The following is a 20,950-nucleotide window of genomic DNA, read 5'->3' on the forward strand; positions in this document are numbered from 1 at the left end:
CCCGCCCATGACCGATGACACGCTGATCCATCTCGCCAAGGGCGATGCCATTTGCCAGATCGCGCCCGCGCTGGGCGGCTCGATCCGGGCGCTCGATTGCGGCGGGGTGCCGGTGCTGCGTCGCGCGGCGGGGGACAATCTGCTCGATATGGCGTGTTTTCCGCTGGTGCCCTTTGCCAACCGGATCGCGCATGGGCGGATGGCGCTGAACGGGGCGGATCATGCGATTGCGGTGGATCCTCTGGGCGCCCCCCATGCGATCCACGGCAATGGCTGGCAGCGGGCGTGGCGCGTGGAACAGGCCGGGACCGACCATGCCACGTTGCGGCTGGATGAGGCCGCCGGCGACTGGCCCTGGCCCTATGCCGCGTGGCAGGCCTTTACGCTGGAGGAAAATGGGTTGTGGGTCGAACTCACCATCGAGAACCGGCATGAGAGCGAAGCCATGGCCGCAGGCTTTGGCCTCCACCCCTATTTCCCGCGTTCACTGGAAAGCACTGTGACGGCCAGCGCCGAGGTGATGTGGTTCAATGATCCCACCGGTCTTGCCGTTTGTCCGCAGGAATCGGGCTTGTTTTCCGGCGCTCCGGTCGGGATCGAGGCACTGGAGGGGCTGGACAATTTCTTTGTCGCACCCGATCCGCAGATCGTGATTGCCGGGCCGGAAATGACCGTCACCCTGTCCGGCCCCGGCGCGGGCTTTCACCTCTATTGCCCCGGCGACCATGATTTCTTCTGCGTCGAACCGGTCAGCCACGCACCCAACAGCTTTGGCCGGGGCGAATGGGGGCCGCAGGATATCCTGCCCGCCGGAGAGCGCCGCAGCCAGCGCTATCACTTTGCCTTTCAGGCTTGAACAGGCACAATATCAAAAGCGATATTGAGGCGCTCCCCTGAGGTGGTCGGCACCGTGCCATGCCACAGGGTGGAAGGGAACAGCACCAGATGGCCCCGCCGGGGGGCAATCGTGGCATAAGGCGCCAGGTCGAGGCCGAGTTCGGGCGGCGGCGCGCCATAGTGGAAATGACCGGCGGGCGCGGGCGCGTCCTCCTCGGGCAGGCTGACGTAGAAGGCGCTGCTGATCCAGCCCATCGGGTGTGAATGGGGGATGTTGTATCCCCCGCCCGTCAGGCGCACCGACCAGCTGCCGCTGATCCGCAGGTCATGACGCCGGCGCGAAAGCAAGGGATGCGCGGGATCGGGCGCGGGCAAAGCCGCGACATAATCCTTCACCGCCGCCATTAATGCCTCGCGGACGCGTTGCAGGATCGGCTCATGGCGCAGCAGGACAGAGCGGTCGGTCTGCGTGCCGCCACGCACCGATTGTTCGGGATAGGGCAATTGCGCGATATGGAGAGCACGCAAGCATTCGCCCAGTTCATCCAGTTCGCCCTCGCCCAGTCCCACGTCCATGCTGCGCACAAAATCGTCATCGAGCCAGCACCTGCGCGGATCATCCAGCAGGCGCCAGCAGGTCGAGACATAGGGCCACGCCTGCCCTGCCAGCGGCGATCCGGGAGCGACCTGCGCCAGAGGCAGCGCGATGGAGAGCGCGCGCGCAGGATCACCCGCCCGCAGGGCAGCGCGGATGCGGGCGATCTGGATAAAGGGATCGTCCCACGCCGATGTGGCGGCCAGCAGACGCGCGGTTTCGGCCCCATTCCCGCTTTCACTGGCGATGAACAGGCGCGCCTCGGTCAGGGGCTTGGTCTGGCCCAGATGGCGCTCGGCCTCGTCCAGAATGGCGCAGGCGCGGGGCCAGTCGCGATGCTGCGCCACGGCGGAAAACCAGCCCAGCCACAGGCCCTGCGCGCAGGGATGCGCGCGCGCGGCTGCGGCATAGGAAGCATCGAAATCCTGCGCATCGCCCGCCACCCAGCGCAGCGATGCCAGCACGCGATGCCCATCCAGCCATTGCGGATCTTGCCCCAGCGCGGCGGAGAGCAGATCGACCGCCCCGCCAACATCCCCCTCGCCGGCCCGCGCCATGGCCTGGTTGCGCAAGGCGTCGGGATTGTCGGGCCACAGGCGGCAGACCTGCGCAAACAGATTCGCAGCAGGGTAGCCCAGTTCATAGCGCGATTGCGCGTGAAGAAAGGCGATCAACCGATCATCGGGCGCCAGCGCATGGGCCTGCGCCATGGCCTCGTCGGCCTCGATCACGCGCTGCATCGAGCGCAGCACGCGGGCGCGATCCCGCCACTGGATCGCGATCGAACTCATGACATCGCGCAATGCTGGGCCAGAACCGCGCCATGCATCGACATACGCGCCGCCTCGGCCGCCATCGCGCCGCGCAATTTGCCCAGCCAGTCGCGCGCATCGATGCCGCGATAGTCGATCAGCGGATCGAGGCCCTCCGGGATATTCCCCTGCCCCACATGCACCGCCAGCCACGAGGGCGGCGCGAACAGATCAAGCTCACGCGCGATCAAACGGCCATGGCGGCCGAAATGCTCGATCTTCAGCGCCAGCGTATCGGGAATATCCATGGCCGAAACATAGCGCCACAACTCGCTGTCCTGCCGCTGGGTCAGCTTGTAATGCAGGATGATGAAATCGCGAATCCGCTCCATCTCGCCATGGGCGATGCGGTTGAATTCATCGCGGGTGGCGGGATCGAAATCCTTGTCGGGGAAAAGCGCGAGAATCTTGGAAATATTGGCCTGTATCAGGTGGATCGAGGTCGATTCCAGCGGTTCGAGGAAACCCGAGGAGAGGCCCACCGCGATGACATTCTTGTTCCAATGCTGGCGGCGGCGGCCTGCGGTGAAACGCACATGGCGCGGATCACCCAAAGCCTCGCCATCGAGGCGCTGGCTCAGCAACTCGGCGGCGCGGTCATCCTCCATAAAGTCGCTGCAATAGACATAGCCGTTGCCGATGCGATGTTGCAGCGGAATCCGCCATTGCCAGCCCGCCTCGCGCGCGGTGGAGCGGGTATAGGGCGTGGGGTTGGGATCGGCCTTGGGATGGGCGCAGGGCATCGCCACCGCACGGTCGCAGGGCAGCCAGTGCGACCAGTCCTCATAGCCGGTTTTCAGCGCTCCCTCGATCAACAGCCCGCGAAAGCCCGAGCAGTCGATGAACAGATCGGCCTCGATAACGCGCCCATCCGCCATCGTCACATCGCGCACATAGCCGGTTTCGCCGTTGAGCCCGACATCGGCAATCTTGCCCTCCACCCGCGTCACGCCGCGCTTTTCGGCATAGGCGCGCAGGAAGCGGGCATAAAGGCCAGCATCGAAATGATAGGCATATTCAAAAGTGGAGAGCACGCTGCGCTGATCGGGCGAAGGGTGGGAAAAGCGCCCGGCGCGCGCGATATGCCATGCCATCGAATAATCATGGAGCGGCGTGTCATCCCCCGCCATCCGCGCTTTCAGCCAATATTGATGCAGCGGCACCATATCGAAATTGCGGCCATGCGGGCCAAAGGGGTGGAAATAGCGGCTGTCCTCACGCCCCCAGCCAACAAATTCGATGCCCAGTTTAAAGCTGCCCTTGGTGGCGGCCATGAACTCGCGCTCGTCGATGCCCAGCGTTTCATTGAAGATGCGGATGGGCGGGATGGTCGCCTCGCCGACGCCGATGGTGCCGATCTCCTCGCTTTCGATCAGCGTGATCGCGCAATTTTGCCTGAGCGCATTGGCCAGCATCGCGGCCGCCATCCAGCCCGCCGAGCCGCCGCCAACAACCAGAATCCTGCGGATTTTCCGATCGGAATCGCCCATCGTCTTCTCCCTTGTTTCTCTGTTCTAGACCAAAAAGAAGGCGGGCCGGAAGTGTCCTTCCGTGCCCGCCTCCCCGTTTCTCTTGCTGCGGCCTGTTATGGCCGGTCAGATCAGAACTTGTACTTCACCGAGGCGGTCATCGTGCGGCCCAGCATGGCCGAATTGTCGAAGATCGCCTGATTGGCCGTCAACCCGCCGGCGCCGCGCGCCTGAAGGCTGCCATTGTTGGCGCGATAGCCCAGCGTGTTGAACAGGTTGTTGACGTTGAAGCCAACTTCCACATTGTCCATCGGGCGAACCTTGACATAGCCATTGGCAAAGACCGAGCCGGGCGCCGTGATCGTGCCGATCGAAAAATCGGACTGGCCCGAAACGCTTACACCAATCGCCGCCTTGCCCATGTCATAGCTGGGCGAGACCAGGAAGGTCCACTTGGGCATGGCCATCGGGGTCAGATTGGTCTTGGTGTCCTTGCTGTCGGTATAGACCACATAGCCGTTCATCGCGAAATCGCCGTAGCGGACATTGCCCGAAAGCTCGACACCGCTGGAGTGATAGATTGTGTCGGTGAACGGGTTCTGCCCACGGCTGATGGCGGTGAAATCGTAGTTCGATTCCTTCACCTGCGCGCGGTAATAGGTCGCTTCCACGTGATAGCGCGCGCCGCCGATGCTGCCGTTGTGCTTCACGCCCACTTCCTGCTGCGTCACGGTGTTGACCGCGAGGTGGTCGCCGCCCGCCGTCAGCTTGCCATCGGCGGTGAAGCTGTTGCCGCCATAGAGCATGCGGTCGGCATTGAAGCGGCCGCCGCTGCTGGCGCGGACGAAGACATTGGTGTTGTCGGTCAGCTTGTAGAGCGCGCCCAGCGACCAGCTGGAATAGCTCTTCGTGTAGTTCAGCCGGTCCGCCACCACCGAGGAGGTGTTCCAGGTCGGCAAGGTGGCGCTGCCCAAAGCATCGGTAACCGTGATCGTGCCGGTCTGCGTGGTGCCATAGGACACGCCGTCAGCCTGAAGCATATCGCGGCGATAGGAGGCCGAGAGGTTCAGGCGGCCAATATCGGTTTCGCCTTCGAGGTAGAGCGCATCGTCGGTGTAAGCCACATCATAGCTGCGCCCGCCGCAGCAGCCGCCCCACTGGTTGTTATAGCCCGTCACGCCATTGGCGGTAAGCTGGGCGCCGGCGGCGGTGTAAAGGTTGAGCGGAACCGGGTTGCCATTGCTGTTCAGCGTCTGGGTCGCGTTATTGATGCGCCAATCCATCGAGATGTTCTGGCGCATGTGGAACCAGCCCGCGCGGATATTGACCTTGGCGCCCTTCACATCAAACTTGCTCTTGAGCGTCAGATCGCTGGCCAGGCTGCCTACATCCTTCATGTTGACATAGGCCTGCGCGCTGTTCGACAGGAAAGCGCCGGTGTAAGCCTGTCCGGCCAGCGGACCGGCGGCATATTTGATCGCGCCGATCATGCGCGCATCCGCTGTGCCGTTCACGCTGCCGATGGTCTGGCCCAGCAGGCTGCTGGTGGCCATTTCGCCGGTCCACTGGTTGCTGAACGTGCCGCTCATATCGGTCCAGCGGATCTTTTCATCCAGCGTGAAGATGGGCGAGAATTCATAGTGAAACTCTCCGCCCACCGCCGTGGAGACGGGATGGATGCCCTGCATCTGGACATTCTGGAGCGAGCCATTGGCCGCCAGGACATTGAAATTGCGGTTATAAATGCCGGTGGAAGCATATTGGCGAGCGTCCACACCGGGCAATGGCGAGAAGCCGGTGATCGTATTGCCCGACAGCGTGGCCAGTGCGGGCATCGAGGTGAAGGTCGGCTCCTGATCATCAAGGCGCTTGAAGTTCAGGCGGATATAGCCCTTGCCGTCAGCGATGTCCTTGGTGATGTTGCCCTTGATCTGATAGCCCTTGCTGGCGGTGTAGGGCAGATGGGTCGGCCCGTTGCCATCCACCACATAGCCACCAAGGTGATAGCGCACGGTGTCGCTGATCTTGCCGCCATAATCGAAATCGAGACGGAATTCGCGATAGTTGAGCGCGGTGGAAAGGCCGATTTCGCCGCCTTCCTTGGTGCCGGTCTTGGACACATAGTTGATGACCGCGCCCGGCGCCTGGCTGGAGAAGGTCGAAGCGCTGCCGCCGCGCACCGCTTCTACGCGGTCCACATTGTTGTCAAAGCGGACCCAATAGTCATTGTTGCCGAACTGCATGTCGCCAAACAGCACAACCGGCAGGCCATCTTCCTGAAGGCCGACATATTCCGAACCGCCGGTGGAAACCGGAATGCCGCGCACGCCGATGTTGGCATTGCCGCCCGGACCGGCAGTATCCTGCACGTTCAGACCGGGAATGGAGCGCAGCACTTCGGCCTGCGAACGCGGGGTGAAATTGGTGATGGCTTCCTGGCTGAGTTGCGAGACCGAGATCGAGCTGTTCTGCGCAGTCTTGCCAGCGCTGGAAGCGGTAACCACGATGGCCTGCGAGTCATCCGGCTTGTCGCCCGATGCGGCGTCCGCCGCCATGGCAGGGGCCGAAAGGCTGGCCAGACTCAACGCGGCAAACGATACGCACGACTTGAAAACTGATTTCATGATCTGATCCTCCCCCAAGAGGTATGGAACGCCCCCGGGTTCTTCCGGGCAGCTCATAAAAAATCCCTCTAAACCCCAAAACAATCGGTTGCAATAGGTTTTGCAATCGAGTGCATTTGTGGTTCTGACTTTTCCTTTCCTGTGGCAAATCGGCTACACCAACCCCGGCCCTCATCATCCGGGATCGATTTGAAACATGGTTTTACACCCTCACGCGCGCGCGTTAAAGTTACGACAAGGCAAGCTGCGGGTTAGACGCTAATATCTCCGGACAGGATCAGATCGCCCAGTCCGACAGAGCTCTGGCTCCACCCCACCGACACATAAAACAGCCCGCGAATCGGAAAGTGCGGCAAATCTATGCAAACGATTGTTGCACTTCCCCGTGACACAGGCTAAGCCAATGGAGCAAGAACGAGTCAGCCCCATGAAGAGGGCGTCAGGAAAGGATGCCCATGGCCCACGCCGCCCCCGCCGATCTGGTTGCTCACCCGACCCGCACAGACGCCCGAAAGCCCCATCTGTCGCTGCTGCGCATTGTTGAAATGAACCTTGGTTTTCTCGGGCTGCAATTCAGCTTTGGCCTGCAGCAGGGCAATATGGTGCCGATCTATTCGTGGCTGGGCGCCGATGAGGCCAGCCTGCCGATCCTGCAGTTGGCAGGGCCGATGACGGGGCTGCTGATCCAGCCTTTGGTAGGCGCGATGAGCGACCGGACCGACTCGCGTTTTGGCCGCCGCACGCCCTATTTCCTGATCGGCGCGATCCTGTGCAGCCTTGGCCTGTTCCTGATGCCGCATTCCTCCAGCCTGCTGATGGCGGCCAGCCTGCTGTGGCTGCTGGATGCGGGAAATAACACCACAATGGAGCCATATCGCGCCTATGTCTCCGACCGGCTGAACGCCGATCAGCATGAGCTCGGCTTTCTCAGCCAGAGCGCCTTTACCGGCCTTGCGCAATGCATGGCCTTTCTCAGCCCTTCGATCCTGGTCTATTGGTTCGGGGTGGATCGCAATGCGGTGGATGCGCATAATATCCCCACGATCACGCATATTTCCTTCCTGATCGGCGCGGTCCTGTCGATCTGCACGATCCTGTGGTCGGTGCTGCGCGTGCCCGAATTGCCCACCACGCCCGATGAACGCGAACGCATCGCGGCCAGTGAAAAGACCGCCGGGGCCGCCCTGCGCGAGATCGTTCAGGCCATCGTCGAAATGCCCCGCGCGATGCGGCAAATGGCGTGGATGAGCCTGTTTCAATGGTATGGCTTTTCGATCTATTGGTCCTATGCCGCGCTTTCCATCGGCCGCTCGGCCTTTGGCACCGCGGACAAGACCAGCGCCCTGTTCCGCGATGCGGTGCTGACCACCCAGCAACTGGGGGCCTTCTATAATCTGATCGGCTTTGCCGCAGCCTTTGCCATGGTGCCTCTGGCGCGGCGGTTTGGCGCATCGCGGATGCATATGGTGGCGCTGATGCTTTGCGCGCTGTCCTTGCTGATGCTGCCCGGCGTCGGCCCGGGATCGGCCCATGCCCCGGCCATTTTCACCACGCTGGCCATGCCCGAATTGGGCAGCCACCTTGCGCTGATGATCCCGGCGCTGGGCCTCGGCCTTGGCTGGGCCAGCATCATGGGCAACCCCTATGTCATTCTGGCCCGCGCCATCCCGGCCGAAAGGACCGGGGTTTACATGGGCATTTTCAATATGATGATCGTATTGCCCATGCTCATCAACGGGCTGACCTTCGGCTGGATCTATCGCCATGTGCTGAACGCCGATCCGCGCCATGCGATCAGCTTTGCCGCCCTTCTCCTATTCTGCGCGGGCCTGACCATGATCCGCGTCCGTGACATTCCCGAGGGCAATCGCCGTGCCGCCTGAATTCGTCACGCTCCATTCGCCCGCCTGCACGGCCATCTGGGAAGTGCGGCCCGATGAGGCGCCACTCTGGCGCTATTGGGGCCCGCGCCTACCCGATGGCGTGGTGCCGCCCGCCCCCCTGCGCGATACGCGGCCCGAGCCCAGCTTCTCGCTGCATTTCGACCAGCCGCTGTCGATCTTTCCCACCATGGGCATGGGCTGGTTCGGGCAAAGCGCCCTGGTGGCCAGCCGCGCCGGACAGGATTGGGCACAGGCGATCACCGCAATGCGCGTGGAAAAGATCGCCGATGGCGTGATCTTCCACATGGCGGACAATGTGGCGCGGATCGCCGTGGCCATCACCGCCCGCCTCGATCCGGCGACGGACACGCTCACGCTCTCCACCACGCTGACCAATGCGGGCGATGACGTGCTGGAGGTCGGATTTCTGGCCTCGGGCAATCTGCCCCTGCCCGTCGATGCGGACCGCGTGCGATCCTATGGAGGACGGCATAACAGCGAATTTGTCGCCATCGACGATGCGCTGACCCGCAGCCAGTGGCGGCGCGAGAACCGGCGTGGCCTGACCAGCCATGATTGCTTCCCCGGCGCGATCGTTTCCTGCGCGGATGGCGCGGCCTATGGCGCACAACTGGCGTGGAGCGGCAACCACATCCAATCCATCGAGTGGCTGGACGACGGCCGCCATCAATGGACCATGGGCGAGGCGCTGGCGCCGGGCGAAATGCGCCTCGCGCCCGGGCAAAGCGTGACCACGCCAGAGCTTCTGGCGACATGCAGCGCGGATGGTGCCAATGGCGTGTCATGGGCCTTTCACCGCGCGATCCGAACGCGGATGACATGGCCCGATGGTGTGATGAAGCCCCGTCCGGTCCATCTCAACACATGGGAAGGCTTTTATTTCGACCATGATCTCGATGCGCTGAAAGAACTGGCGGATGCCGCCGCGCGCGTGGGGATCGAGCGCTATGTGCTGGACGACGGCTGGTTTAAGGGGCGCGATGATGACACCTCTTCGCTGGGCGACTGGGTGGTCGATGCACGCAAATATCCCGATGGGCTGATGCCTCTGGCGCGCCATGTGGTCGATCTGGGCATGGAATTCGGCCTCTGGGTCGAACCCGAAATGATCAACCCCGACAGCGATCTTTACCGTGCCTATCCCGATTGGGCGCTGCATATCGCGGGCCGCCCCTTGCTGGGCGCGCGCAACCAACTCGTGCTGGATATGAGCCTGCCGCAGGTGCGCGACTATCTGTTTGATGCGGTGGCGCAGCATTTGCGCGAGCTTCCGATTTCCTATCTGAAATGGGATCACAACCGCGACCTGACCCATGCCGGAAACAGAGCGAAGTTCCGCGCCCAAGTGCTTGGAACTTATGAGCTGATGGCGCGCCTGCGCGCGGCCTTCCCCGATGTCGAGATCGAAAGCTGCGCGGGCGGCGGCGGGCGGATCGATACGGGCGTGATCGCCCATACGCATCGTTTCTGGACAAGCGACTGTATCGACGCAATCAGCCGCGTCTCGATCCAGCGCGGCTTTCTGCAATTCATGCCGCCCGAGGTGATGGGCAGCCATGTCGGCGCCTGCCCTGCCCATTCAACGGGGCGGATGCAGTCGATGCCCTTCCGCGCGGGCGTCGCCCTGCCCGGCCATTTCGGGGTCGAGCTTGACCTGCGCAAACTGACCCAGACCGAAACGGACGATCTGGCCGCCACCATCGCCCGCTACAAAGCCCTGCGCGACCGCCTGCACCATGGCCGCGTGTGGCAGGGCGAAGCGGGCGACAGCGTGGTCTGGCAGGCACATGGCGATGAGGACCAGCTGCTGCTGATCGTCACCCGCACCGCGCCGACCACCATGCGCCATCAACCGCATCTGCGCCTCGACATGGTCGATCCTGCACGGCGCTATCGGTTGACGCGCGATGGCACGGCGGCGGTCGACATGGACGGTGCGTGGCTGGCCCGGATGGGTCTGCCTCTGCCCCCGATGAAGGGCGAGGAAGTGCTGGTCTATGAATTGAGCGCGCGCTGATCCAAGCCGCGTGCATAAGAATGCAAACGATTGCTTATTCAGCAATCATCACCTACAAGCCCGAAATGGCCAGATATACCGGGAGAGAATGACCGTGACGCAGCCCAGCGTTCCCCCCTCGATTTCCACGTGGCGCGCGCAGCATGTCAGCGCGATTGTTACGTCCGCGCAAAATACCATTCCGCTGATCGATCCGGCCGATGTTCACCCCATCCTGCCCGGCATTGACCTGTGGGATCTCTGGCCGCTGCAGAATGCCGATGGCAGCACGACCCTGTTTGACGGGGCCAGCCTGTGGTTCGTGCTGTGCGCCCCCGCCCTGCCCGATCCGGAGGCGCGCCATGACATCGTGCGCATCCGCCTGATGACCCATGCCGCCGATGGCACGTGGCGCGACCATGGCCATGCTTTGCCCGACGGGTTCAACCCCGGCAGCCGCGAATGGGCAGGCAGCGCGCTGTGGCATCCGGAAAGCGCAGAAGTCACGCTGTTCTACACGGTCGCGGGCTATCCGGGCGAGGAAACCCGCTCCTTTGCCCAGCGCCTGTTTCAGACCAAAGGAAAGCTCAACACCGATGATTTCACCATCACCGGATGGAGCCCCCCGCATGAGAATATCATTGCCGACAATGTGAACTACGTGCTGGTCAACCAGCGCGAGGGCGCGCCGGGCTTCATCAAGGGTTTCCGCGATCCGGCCCATTTCCGCGATCCCAGGGATGGGGCGACCTATATCGTTTTTACCGGCTCGCTCAAAGCCTCGACCCATGCCTTCAACGGCTGCATCGGCATTGCGCGGGCCACCAATGAGGCGCTGACCGAGTGGGAAATCCTGCCCCCGATCCTGAGCGCCGATGGGCTGAACAATGAGCAGGAGCGCCCGCTCCTCGTCCACCGCGGCGGGCATTATTACCTGTTCTGGTCCACCCAGCGTAAGGTCTTTGCCCCCGATGGCCCCTCCGGCCCCAATGGCGTCTATGGCGCGGTGGCCGATGATGTACTGGGGCCTTGGCGTCCGCTCAACGGCACCGGGCTTGTCGCGGCCAATCCCGATGAAGCGCCGTTCCAGACCTATAGCTGGTGGGTGGATGCCGATCTCGATGTCTGGGGCTTCATCGACTATCCGGCCTGCACCGCGCAAACGAAAGTGGACGATCCGGCATGGCGGCGCGCTCATTTTGGCGGTACGCCTGCACCCACATTCCGCATCGCGCTGGATGGCGATCGGGCATGGATAGATCAGGCTGGGGTAAAGGGGGCATAAGATGGCGCAATATGGCCTGATCGAGGCGGGCGGCACCAAATTCGTGGCGGGCATCGCCGATGAAGAGGGCACGATCTATGCCCGCCACCGCATCCCCACCACCACGCCCGAGGAAACGCTGGGCGCCACCATCGGCTGGTTTCGCGAGCAAGGCCTCAAGCCCGAGGCCATCGGCATCGCCAGCTTTGGCCCGCTCGACCTCAACCGCGCCTCGCCCACATGGGGCCATGTCACCCGCACCCCCAAGCCGCACTGGAGCGGGGCGGACCTGACCGGGCCGTTTGCGCGCGCGTTTGGCTGCCGTGTGGGGCTGGAAACGGACGTCAACGGCGCGGCTCTGGCCGAGGCGCGCTGGGGCGCGGGCAAGGCGGCCGGTTCGCTGCTTTATCTGACCATCGGCACGGGCGTTGGCGGCGGCTTTGTTTCCGACGGGCGGCTGCTGCATGGCCTGTCGCACCCGGAAATGGGGCATATCCGTATGCCCCGCCATCCTCAGGATGTGGATTTTGCCGGGCATTGCCCGTTCCATGGCGATTGCCTCGAAGGTCTGGCCTGCGGCCCGGCGATCATCGCGCGCTGGGGCGTCTCGCTCTCCGAATTGCCCGAGGGCCATCCGGGCGCGGACATCATCGCATGGTATCTGGCGCAGGCCGCCGTCACGTTTCAGGCGATCATGGATCCGGCCCGCATCGTCATGGGCGGCGGGGTCACGGCCACGCCCGGCCTGCTGGACAAAGTCCGCACCATGGCCGCGCAAAGCGGCGCGGGCTATTTCGTGGGCAATCCGGCCGAGGTGATCGTCGCCCCCGCGCTGGGTGACAATTCGGGCCTCTTGGGCGCTTTGGCGGTGGCGCTGGGTATTTAACTCACGCCGAGGCGCGCAGGACCAGTTCCGGCTCCATCACCACGCTTTGCGTGTCCTCGCCCGCGATGCGGCGCACGAGCATGTCCACCAGATGCTCTGCGCCGCGCACCAGATCCTGACAGATCGTAGAAAGCTGCGGCACGGTGTGCTCGCCGATGGTCAGCCCGTCATAGCCCATCACACGCACATCATTCGGCGCCGACAGGCCCATCACCGCCATCGCCCGCAAGGTCTTGAGCGCGATCACATCCGAGGCGGCCACGATGCCGATCGGCCCATCGGCGGCCTGCCCCAGAAAACCGGCGATTTCCGGCCCGAATTCATCATCGGTCAGATGCGCGGGCTCAATATGCGGCTCGCCCATGCCTGCGCGGGCCAGAGCATCGCGCACGCCCTGCAGACGCTGCTCGATCTCGCGCGTTTTGGGATCGCCGAAAAAGGCGATCTTGCGGCAACCCTGCGCGATCAGATGGCTGGCCGCCAGATCGCCGCCCTTGCGGTTGTCGCTGCCCACGCTGCAATGCACCTGATCGGCATCATAGCCGCCCCAGACCACCAGCGGACGGTAATCCTTGGCCACCGCGTCAATCGTGGCGGCCTGATCCGATTGCCCGATCACGATCAAGCCATCGACCCGCCCCGATGTGGCGATCCGGTCCAGCCAAGCGCTGTCGGTAGGGATCACGCGGCTGAGCAGCAGGTCATAGCCGCGCTCGGTCAGCTTGTCGGCCAGCAGGCCCAGCATGGTGATGAAGAAGGGATCGGTCAGATGCTGCGCCGTTTCATGGCCCAGCGGGATCAGCACGCCGATGGTGTTGGTACGCTGAATCCGCAAATTGCGCGCCAGCAGATTGGGCCGAAATCCATGCTCCTTGGCCAGCGCCTGAATCCGTTCGCGCGTCTTGAGGCTGATCAGGGTCGAGCCTGCCAGCGCGCGCGAAACCGTACCTGTCGACACTCCGGCCAGATCGGCCAGTTCCTTGATATTGCGAATTCTGCTCATGCCTGAGGGGCGCTTTCTGGCGAAGGATCGGGCCTTCTCGGGCCACAGGCAAACAATTGCAAGACTAATCTAACAGCCGCGCTTGTCCATATAATCCGATGGTCGGGCATGATCCGCCCTTGGCAGGTCTTGGCCGCGCGCACCTCTGTCTCTACTCTGCTATGCAGACCCCGCCGGAACGGGGCGCAAGAGGATGAGACGGTGATGATGGATCTGAATGCGCAATATCGCGCCCGCCTGACCACCCCGGCCATGGCCGCCGCGAGGATCCCCGACGGGGCGCGGGTTGCGCTGTCCTTGGGCGCAGGGGCGCCGCCGCTATTGCTGCATGCTCTGGCCGATCGAGCGCGGGCGTGCGCGGCGCGCGACATACGCTTTTACTATATGCTCTGCACCGCGATTGCCGGGCGCACCATCTTTGACCCGCAACTGACCGACCGCCTGATCCCGATGAGCTATTTCCACAGCGGCGTCGAACGCATGCTGGATAAAGGGCGCGGGGGCGATGAGTTCCTTGTCGATTACATCCCATCCCATTTCAGCCAGATCCCGCGCTCCATGGTCGAACATGTCGGCGTCGATACGCTGATCGCCACCGTCTCGCCGATGGATGACGAGGGGTTCTTCAGCCTTGGCACCAACACCGATTATGCGCTGGCCGTGGCGCGCAAGCCGGGAGCGAGGATCGTCTTTGAGGTGAACCGCCATATGCCGCGCGTGCGGGGCGATTGCCGCGTGCCTTTGTCGGATGTGGCCGCGCTGCTGGAAAATGACGCGCCGCTGGTCGAAGTGCCGCCCGCGCCTTTGTCTCCGGTCGACATTCGCATTGGCGAAATCATTGCGGGGCTGGTCGATGACGGCGCGTGTTTGCAGATGGGGATCGGCGCGCTGCCCGATGCGGTCTGTGCGGGGCTGCACCACCATCGCCGCCTTGGCATCCATACCGAGCTGATAACCCCCGGCCTTGCCGAACTGGTGCGCCGGGGCGTGGCCGACAATTCGGCCAAGCAGACCCATACCGGCGCCTCCATCTTCACCTTCGCGCTGGGCGACCGGGCGCTTTATGATTTCATTGACGACAATCCCGCCGCGCAGGCCTTTCCGGTCGAATATGTCAACAACCCCGCCGTGATCGCCCGCAATGATCGCGTCGTCTCGGTCAATGCCACCACGCAGGTCGATTTCCACGGCGCATGCAACTCCGAATTCGTGGCCGGGCGGCAATTTTCCGGCACCGGGGGCCAGGTCGATTTCGTGCGCGGCGCCTATATGTCGGCGGGGGGCAAATCGATAATCGCATGCCATTCCACAGCAGCGGGCGGCACGATCTCGCGCATCACGCCGCGCCTGTCCGGGCCGGTGACCACGGGGCGCAATGACACGCATCTGGTGATCACCGAATATGGCGTGGCCGATATGAAGGGCAAGACGCTGGCCGAGCGTGCGCAGGCTCTCATCGCCATCGCCCATCCCGATTTCCGCGAGGACCTGTATCGCGAGGCCCATGCGATGCGATTGACAGGGAATGGCTGATGCAGCGGGCATAAGGGCTTGGCAGACATGGCGCGCGCCGTCTAATCTGGGCAAATGACCAGCCAAGACCTGCGCCGTATCGCGCCTGCCGCCGCGCGCAATCGCGATCCGATCCTCAACGTGCTGCGCGATGCGCTGCCGCCATCGGGCGTGGTGCTGGAACTGGCCAGCGGGTCGGGCGAGCATATCGTGCATTTTGCCCGCGCCCTGCCCGATTTGCATTGGCAGCCCTCTGATCCCTCGCCCGATGCCTGCGCCTCGATTGCGGCATGGACGGCGGCGGAGGGGCTGGACAATGTTGCGCCGCCGCTGGCGCTGGATGCGGCGGGGGAATGGCCGGTGACGCGCGCCGATGCGATCCTATGCATCAACATGATCCATATCAGCCCATGGGCCGCCACGCAGGGGTTGATGCGCGGCGCGGGGGCGATATTGCCTTCGGGCGGATTGCTGTATCTCTATGGTCCCTATCGCCGCGCGGGGGTGGCGCTGGAGCCCAGCAATGCGGCGTTTGATGCGGATCTGCGGGCGCGCAATCCGGAATGGGGCCTGCGCGACCTGGAGGATGTCAGCGCTTGCGCGGCCCGGCACGGGCTGCGGGTCGAGGCGGTTCTGCCCATGCCCGCCAACAATCTCTCGGTCCTGCTGCGCCGCGTTTAGAGGAAGCGCAGCGGCACCGACAGCGCGCCGATTTCGGGCCAGCGGCTCATCGCGATCTCGCCCGCCAGTTCGAAACCGTTGGGAGTGGCGGCAAGGATTTCCTCCAGCGCAACCTTCAATTCCATCCGTCCCAGATGCAGCCCCGGACAATTGTGCGGCCCGCGGCCAAAGGCGAGATGCTCGGCAATGTTGGGGCGGTTGAGGATGAACCGGTCGCCATCGGGGAACACCTCCTCATCGCGGTTGGCCGAGCCGTAGAGCAGGGCCACTGCCTCGCCCGCGCAGATCTTTTCGCCGCGAATTTCAATGTCCTGCACCGCCGTCCGGGCAAAGCCGCGATAGGGCGTATAAAGGCGCAGGAACTCCTCGACCGCCGCCGGGATCTGGTCGGGGTTCGCGCGCAACTGGTCCTGCAACGCGCGGTCGCGGCACAGATGCACCGCCATATTGCCCACCATCACCAGCGGCGCGACAATGCCCACCAACAGAATTTGCCGCACCGACCCCACGATCAGTTCATCGGGCAATCCCTGCCCCTCATGCCGCGCCTCCAGCAGGGCAGTGGTGGGATCGAGCGCCGGATCTTCGGGATGTTCGCGGCGGATGGCAATCAGCGCGCGCGCCATGTCATAAAGGCGCAGGCTGGTTTCCTTCATCTTGTCGGGATCGTTCAAATGCACCGCCAGCACGAATTCGCGCCCCTGCCGGTGGAGCGTTTCGAGCCATTCGCCTGGCATCCGCATCCATTCGCCAAAGATCTGCACCGGCAGATGCGAGGAAAACTCGATGCAGATATCGCCCCCGCCCCGCGCCACCAGGGGGGCCAGCGCGGCGCGGGTCAATTCGCGTGCGCGCGGCTCAAGCGCATCGGACCTTTCGCGCGAAAGCAAGGGGTTAAGCGCCTTGCGATAGGGCGTATGTTCGGGCGGGTCGAGATGCAGCGGAGGCCGCCGCCCGGTAAAGGCCACCTTGGGCACCACATTCTGCACCGTCGTGGTGAAGGCGGCATAATCAGACGCCGCCCGCTTTACATCCTCATATTTGGTCAGCGCCCAAAAACCGCCCAGTTCCGTGGCATGGGCCACCGGGCATTGCGCGCGCAGGCGGGCGTATTCGGCATGCGCGCTGTCAAAATCTTCGGGGGCGGCAGGATCAAAATCGGCGCGAGTCTGTTTCATGGCGTCCATCGATATGGCGCACAGCCCATCTATGCAAGCGCTATCATTACCCCTTGCATAAAGGATTGCATAAACGCATCGATGGTTCGGCTTACTCCTCGCCCGATGGCCGCACGATCATCATGCCGCGCGCGGCGCGCACGTCGCCCGCCTCGATCTGGATCTTCAATCGCTCGCGGTCATTGGCGCGGTACATTTCCTCGGCGCGGTTGATTGCCTCGATGCTTACCCCGCTGTCCTCCAGCGCAAGGCGCGCCATCTTGACCGCTGATTCCATCACCTCGCGCACGATCCGCGAGGCGGGCGATTTCTTCAGCCGGATCACCGCGCGCCGGTCATAGGCGCGCACATAGAGACTGGCCTCGGGGAAAGCGTGATGGACGGCCTCGACCGCATCGGCCGAGAGTTGATCGCCATCCATGCAGAACAGGATCATGCTGGCATCCTCGGCCCCGGCCAGACGCAGGAGGTCGAGCCGCGTGCCGTCGCCAAAATAGACCTTGGCGCCAAAGCTGCTGGCGATGTCGATCATTTCGATATCGGTGTCGATCATGGTCACCGATATGTCGCTGGCGTTCAGCATCTGGGCCACACTTTGCCCAAAGCGGCCATAGCCCACGACGATGGCGGCGGCGCGGTCCGCATTTTCCGGCCCGGCGCGCTCGCCCTGCGCCATGGCGGGCTCTTCGCGCATCCGCTTGGTGGCCTTCATCAGGAAAGGCGTGGTGGCCATCGAGACGGTGACAATCGCGCCGAACAGGCTGGCTGCCTCTGGCGCGATCAACAGCGCATGTTGGGCCTGCGTAAACAGCACGAAGCCGAATTCGCCGCCCTGGCTGAGCAACAGGCCCAGCGCCAGAGCGCCGCGCCACTTCATGCCGAACATCTTGCCGATGGCAAAGATCGCCAGCGTCTTGATGGCCACCAGCCCCAGCGCCATACCGATGACGAAAAACGGCCTTTCGGCAATGGTGTGCAGGTCGAGCATCATGCCCACCGCCAGGAAGAACAGGCCGAGCAGGATCGAGCGGAAAGGCTCGACATCGGCCTCCAGTTCATGCCGATAGGGCGAATCCGCCAGCATCACGCCCGCGATAAACGCCCCCAGCGCCGTGGAAAGCCCCAGCAGTTCCATCACCGCCGCGCTGGCCATCACCGTGAAGAGCGCGGCCACGATGAACATTTCCCGCTCACCCAGATTGCCGATCAGGCGGAACAGCGGACGGATGAGATAGCGCCCGGCAAGGATCAGCCCCGCAATCGCCAGCACCGTATACAGCCCCAATTGCCAGCCCGGAGGCCCATTGGCATCGGCCGGATTGCGGCTCATCGTGGCGATGATGGTGATCATCGGGATAATCGAGAGGTCCTGAAACAGCAGGATGGCAAAGGTGCGCTCGCCAAAGGGGGTGCGCAGACGCCCCGCCGCCTGAAGCATCGGCAGGACCTGCGCGGTGGACGACAGCGCCAACGGCATCCCCAGCGCCAGCGCCGCCGTGGGCGAAAGCATCGTGGCCACATAAATAAAGCCCGCCAGCGCCGCCCCGCAGGCCACCACCTGTATCGCGCCCAGCCCCAGAATATCGCGCCGCATCTTCCACAGGCGCGCCGGGTTCAATTCCAGCCCGACCAGAAACAGCAGCAACGTGATGCCCAGTTCGGCAAAGCCCATCTTCTGCTCGGCCTCGCCCACAAGGCCCAGCACATGCGGCCCCACCACCGCGCCGGCCAGCAGATAGCCCAGCGTGGCCCCCAGCCCCAGCCGCCGGAACACCAGCACAAATACCATGGCAAAACCCAGCAGCAGAAAACCATCGTGCAGCAAGGACGAGCTATTTTCCATGAATTAACCGGGCTTTCTGACTAGAGTATGCCCCCTTGTGGCACATCCGCCCGGCGCCTGCCACCCCGACGGGGATGACAAGCGGTAACGCTTGGGCTAGGCCGATCATGGTTCAGGCATGGGATCGCTCTGACCCGCGGGAGTTGCAGGCAAGGTGACGCAAGACAGCACGGCTCAATCGGAAAACACGGGTCTTTCCAAGCGCCAGTTGACCGCGCTGCGCACGCGCGAGGACATTCTCGAAGTTGCGGGCCATGAATTTTCCGAAAAAGGGCTGGCGGGCGCGCGGATCGACGAGATCGCGGAAAAGACGCAGACCTCCAAGCGGATGATCTATTATCATTTCGGCAGCAAGGACGGGCTGTATCAGGCGGTTTTGCAGCGCGCCTATGAAACGATCCGTAATCAGGAACAGGCGGCGCGGTTTGAGGATCTCTCGCCCGAACAGGCTTTGCGCGCGATCATCGGGCACAATTTCGACTATCACTTCGAACATCCCGATTTCGTGCGTTTGGTCATGAACGAAAACGTCCACAAGGGCGAACATATCGCCCAGATCCCCGGCATGCGCGAACGCAACCGCACGGTGATCGCCGCGCTCGGCGCGATTTTGAAAAAGGGCGTAGATCAGGGCGTGTTTCGCGATGGGATCGATCCGGTCGATCTGCATATGACGATTTCGGCGCTGTCTTTCTACAACGTATCCAACCGGTACACTTTCCGCCAAAACTTCGGCGTCGACTTTGCTGAATCGGCGCAAAAAGCGCGGCGCCGGGTGCAGATCATCGATTGCGTCCTGCGCTGGGTGAAGGCCGGATAAGCAGGGTTTTCCACGCCTGATACAATTTGCGCCACGCGCCCCGTTGCGCCCTTGCGACTGATGTGTACTATCTGGTTCACATAACACAGTCTGAGAGGGCCTCATGAGCAAATATCTTCTTACCCTGGCGCTGGCCATGGCGCTGCCCGGTGCGGTGCATGCCGGGGCTGCCAAGCCCACGCCGCGCGTCTTCCCCGTGGCGGCCCAGCCGGTGCTGGAGGATCACTATCCGGTGCATGTCACCCAGTGGCCGGGCGGCGTGACCAGCCTTGCCGATGTCACCTATTCCACCATCCCCGGCTATCGCCCGATGATCGTCGATATCTATATGCCGCCCAAGAGCGTCGGGCCCAAGCCGCTGGTGCTGTATATCCATGGCGGCGGCTGGGTGGCTGGGCATACGCGCCATTCCGGGGCGCTGGCCGATTTTCCCGCCGCGCTGGCGCGTCTGGCGGGCGAAGGCTTTGTGGTGGCCAGCCTCGAATATCGCCTCGCCGCCGAAGCGCCCTTCCCCGCGCAGGTGCAGGACGCCCGCGCGGCGCTGCGCTTCCTGAAAGGCAATGCGACCCGTTTTGGCATCGACCCCACCCGCACCGGCATCTGGGGCGGATCGGCGGGCGGCCACCTCTCGGCGCTGACGGCGCTGAGCTGCGGCGATACCTCGCTTGACGCCCCCGGCACCAAAGCCGCGCCGGGCAGCGAATGCGTGCAGGCCGCCGCGATCTGGTACGGCGTGTTCGATTTCGCCGCCCTTTCCGCTGGCCGCCCCGGCGGACAGGATGGCGCGGCGGGCAAACTGCTGGGCTGCGATGGCCCCTGCACGGCGGAAAAATTCGCCGCCGCCAGCCCCAACACCTATATCGACGCCAAAGACCCGCCCTTCCTGCTGATCCACGGCGTCGAGGACATGACCGTCCCCGTCGCCCAATCGCATCTGGCCGAGGAGAAGCTGAAAGCTGCGGGCGTGCCGGTGGAAAGCATCTATATCGATGGCGTCGACCACAGCTTCATCGGCAAGACCCCCGAGCAGACTCGCGAGGCAACCCTGCGCGCGATGAACGCCACCTTCGACTTCCTCCACGCCCGCCTCGACAAGAAGAGTCCGGCGAAATGAAGCCTGTATGGATCGCGCTGCCGATTATGGCCGCGCTGCTGGCAGGCGGGCTGAGGGCGCAGGATACCGCGCCCTCCTTCCCCGCAGGCGAAGGTCAGGCCACCGTGCAGACCGCCTGCGCCGCATGCCACCCACCCGCCATCGTCGCCGGCAAACGCTATGATGCCGACAAATGGGCGGAAGTGGTCGATCAGATGATCGGTAAGGGCGCCAAGGTGTCGGACGCCGATTATGATGTGATCGTGGCCTATCTGGCGCGGAATTATGGGGTGGGGAAGTAAGGGTTAAATGCGAGGGTCTAGACCCTCGCGCTCCCATGACTGTCTATGTTGCGCCACGGGTGCGACCTCAAGTGTCGGAAGCACTCTCGCATTTTGAAAGCCTGCGGCGCCGTCAAACAGCGCCGCAGGCT

Annotated in this window: 16 protein-coding genes; 10 read left to right on the forward strand and 6 right to left on the reverse strand. The window is 63.5% G+C overall.

Translation table 11 applies throughout. The features are described from left to right. Window positions 1-7 precede the first annotated feature (7 nt). On the forward strand, window positions 8-856 hold the full coding sequence (locus FHW92_RS19080; RefSeq protein ID WP_168604866.1) for an aldose 1-epimerase: 849 nt from the start codon (window positions 8-10) through the stop codon (window positions 854-856). Here FHW92_RS19080 and FHW92_RS19085 read toward each other — a convergent pair. The 3 genes from FHW92_RS19085 to FHW92_RS19095 all read right to left on the reverse strand — a co-directional run bounded on the left by FHW92_RS19085 (window position 847) and on the right by FHW92_RS19095 (window position 6,337). Next, window positions 847-2,223: a putative 2OG-Fe(II) oxygenase gene (locus tag FHW92_RS19085; protein WP_168604867.1), complete on the reverse strand. Its 1,377-nt coding sequence runs from the start codon at window positions 2,221-2,223 to the stop codon at window positions 847-849. The two genes, FHW92_RS19080 and FHW92_RS19085, sit on opposite strands and share 10 nt — an antisense overlap. Further along, on the reverse strand, window positions 2,220-3,734 hold the full coding sequence (locus FHW92_RS19090; protein WP_168604868.1) for a tryptophan halogenase family protein: 1,515 nt from the start codon (window positions 3,732-3,734) through the stop codon (window positions 2,220-2,222). The genes FHW92_RS19085 and FHW92_RS19090 overlap by 4 nt, the downstream gene beginning before the upstream one ends. 110 nt (window positions 3,735-3,844) lie before the next feature. Then, window positions 3,845-6,337, reverse strand: coding sequence for a TonB-dependent receptor (locus tag FHW92_RS19095; protein ID WP_168604869.1), 2,493 nt, complete (start codon window positions 6,335-6,337; stop codon window positions 3,845-3,847). 455 nt (window positions 6,338-6,792) lie between these two features. On the opposite strand from FHW92_RS19095, the gene FHW92_RS19100 reads away from it, so the two are divergent. The 4 genes from FHW92_RS19100 (at window position 6,793) to FHW92_RS19115 (ending at window position 12,387) form a co-directional block, all read left to right on the forward strand. Beyond that, on the forward strand, window positions 6,793-8,220 hold the full coding sequence (locus FHW92_RS19100; RefSeq protein ID WP_246870279.1) for an MFS transporter: 1,428 nt from the start codon (window positions 6,793-6,795) through the stop codon (window positions 8,218-8,220). Further along, window positions 8,186-10,258, forward strand: a complete 2,073-nt coding sequence (locus tag FHW92_RS26250; protein WP_349237713.1) for an alpha-galactosidase — start codon at window positions 8,186-8,188, stop codon at window positions 10,256-10,258. The genes FHW92_RS19100 and FHW92_RS26250 overlap by 35 nt, the downstream gene beginning before the upstream one ends. 88 nt (window positions 10,259-10,346) lie before the next feature. Next, window positions 10,347-11,522 (forward strand): glycoside hydrolase family 68 protein, encoded by a 1,176-nt coding sequence (locus FHW92_RS19110; protein ID WP_210428596.1) that lies wholly within the window; start codon window positions 10,347-10,349, stop codon window positions 11,520-11,522. A 1-nt stretch (window position 11,523) separates the two neighbouring features. Then, on the forward strand, window positions 11,524-12,387 hold the full coding sequence (locus tag FHW92_RS19115; RefSeq protein WP_168604870.1) for an ROK family protein: 864 nt from the start codon (window positions 11,524-11,526) through the stop codon (window positions 12,385-12,387). Window position 12,388: 1 nt separating this feature from the next. Here the strand turns inward: FHW92_RS19115 and FHW92_RS19120 are convergent, their stop codons facing one another. Continuing rightward, the gene (locus tag FHW92_RS19120) at window positions 12,389-13,390 is read right to left on the reverse strand and encodes a LacI family DNA-binding transcriptional regulator (protein ID WP_168604871.1); all 1,002 of its coding nucleotides are present in this window, start codon (window positions 13,388-13,390) and stop codon (window positions 12,389-12,391) included. 204 nt (window positions 13,391-13,594) lie between these two features. Between FHW92_RS19120 and FHW92_RS19125 the strand changes: the two genes are divergently transcribed. Both FHW92_RS19125 and FHW92_RS19130 read left to right on the forward strand, forming a co-directional pair. Beyond that, window positions 13,595-14,923, forward strand: coding sequence for an acetyl-CoA hydrolase/transferase family protein (locus FHW92_RS19125; protein ID WP_168604872.1), 1,329 nt, complete (start codon window positions 13,595-13,597; stop codon window positions 14,921-14,923). A 54-nt stretch (window positions 14,924-14,977) separates the two neighbouring features. After that, window positions 14,978-15,583 carry a DUF938 domain-containing protein gene (locus FHW92_RS19130; protein ID WP_168604873.1) on the forward strand — a complete coding sequence of 202 codons (606 nt, stop codon included), beginning with the start codon at window positions 14,978-14,980 and terminating at the stop codon, window positions 15,581-15,583. Here FHW92_RS19130 and FHW92_RS19135 read toward each other — a convergent pair. Both FHW92_RS19135 and FHW92_RS19140 read right to left on the reverse strand, forming a co-directional pair. Continuing rightward, window positions 15,580-16,761 (reverse strand): cytochrome P450, encoded by a 1,182-nt coding sequence (locus FHW92_RS19135; protein ID WP_168604874.1) that lies wholly within the window; start codon window positions 16,759-16,761, stop codon window positions 15,580-15,582. The genes FHW92_RS19130 and FHW92_RS19135 overlap by 4 nt on opposite strands. Before the next feature lie 91 nt (window positions 16,762-16,852). Continuing rightward, window positions 16,853-18,604 (reverse strand): cation:proton antiporter, encoded by a 1,752-nt coding sequence (locus FHW92_RS19140; RefSeq protein ID WP_168604875.1) that lies wholly within the window; start codon window positions 18,602-18,604, stop codon window positions 16,853-16,855. Between the two features lie 154 nt (window positions 18,605-18,758). On the opposite strand from FHW92_RS19140, the gene FHW92_RS19145 reads away from it, so the two are divergent. The 3 genes from FHW92_RS19145 to FHW92_RS19155 all read left to right on the forward strand — a co-directional run bounded on the left by FHW92_RS19145 (window position 18,759) and on the right by FHW92_RS19155 (window position 20,819). After that, window positions 18,759-19,424: a TetR/AcrR family transcriptional regulator gene (locus tag FHW92_RS19145; RefSeq protein ID WP_349237714.1), complete on the forward strand. Its 666-nt coding sequence runs from the start codon at window positions 18,759-18,761 to the stop codon at window positions 19,422-19,424. A gap of 103 nt (window positions 19,425-19,527) precedes the next feature. Then, complete coding sequence (locus FHW92_RS19150; RefSeq protein ID WP_246870280.1) at window positions 19,528-20,538, forward strand: alpha/beta hydrolase; 1,011 nt, start codon at window positions 19,528-19,530, stop codon at window positions 20,536-20,538. Beyond that, the gene (locus FHW92_RS19155) at window positions 20,535-20,819 is read left to right on the forward strand and encodes a cytochrome c (RefSeq protein ID WP_168604876.1); all 285 of its coding nucleotides are present in this window, start codon (window positions 20,535-20,537) and stop codon (window positions 20,817-20,819) included. The genes FHW92_RS19150 and FHW92_RS19155 overlap by 4 nt, the downstream gene beginning before the upstream one ends. Window positions 20,820-20,950 lie beyond the last annotated feature (131 nt).

Origin of the sequence: Novosphingobium sp. SG707 (assembly GCF_012275515.1) — a bacterium.
Taxonomy (GTDB): Bacteria; Pseudomonadota; Alphaproteobacteria; order Sphingomonadales; family Sphingomonadaceae; genus Novosphingobium.